Source organism: Helicobacter anseris, assembly GCF_003364335.1.
Lineage (GTDB): Bacteria > Campylobacterota > Campylobacteria > Campylobacterales > Helicobacteraceae > Helicobacter_H > Helicobacter_H anseris.
On the sequence record NZ_NXLX01000047.1, the window covers coordinates 1 to 588 of the forward strand.

1 pseudogene is annotated in these 588 nt (G+C 31.6%); it reads right to left on the reverse strand.

Features of this window, described 5'->3' with window-relative positions:
- Window positions 1-228: 228 nt before the first annotated feature.
- A pseudogene (locus CQA57_RS08220) lies at window positions 229-588 on the reverse strand (hypothetical protein); the annotation flags it as partial.

Consider the following 588-nt stretch of genomic DNA (forward strand, 5'->3'; position numbering starts at 1 on the left):
AGTTCAAGTAGTTCAGCCTTATCTTTGGGAAAATACTTTAACTCTGCTAGGAGGGGAGTGGATAAGAAAACTAAAGAGAGGAGGGGAGAAATCATCTTTTTTAATCGCATTGTTAATCCTTTGAGTTTAAAAACTATAATTTTAACTCAAAACCCTCTTTAACCTCTAAAATCTATTGAAGTATTTTTTATCTTTTTGTGTTGATTTTTACTATAAGTTCTTTAGGTGTCATAGAAAATCCTTTGCAATTTCTTGTGTTTTTACAAACTTACCATCTCTAAGTTCAAAAGTATTAGAACCTCCTATGCTAATTCCTTGAGTTTCAGTGAGAGAAAAACCTGCTCCTTCATCTCCAAAGATTCCAAACTTTTTATAAGTTGTTCCAATGGCTGTATAGATTGTAATAACAACACCTTTACCACCTTCGCAACGATAGGAACTTGTTATTTTTAAAGAAGGTTTGAGTTTTTTATATACTTCTTCTCCTACAAATTCTTTAATCTTTTCATAATAAGGTTCAAAGATTACATTATAAGGAGCAAAAGCTTGATTATGATATTTACACCCATTAGAGAGGATTTGGGGGAG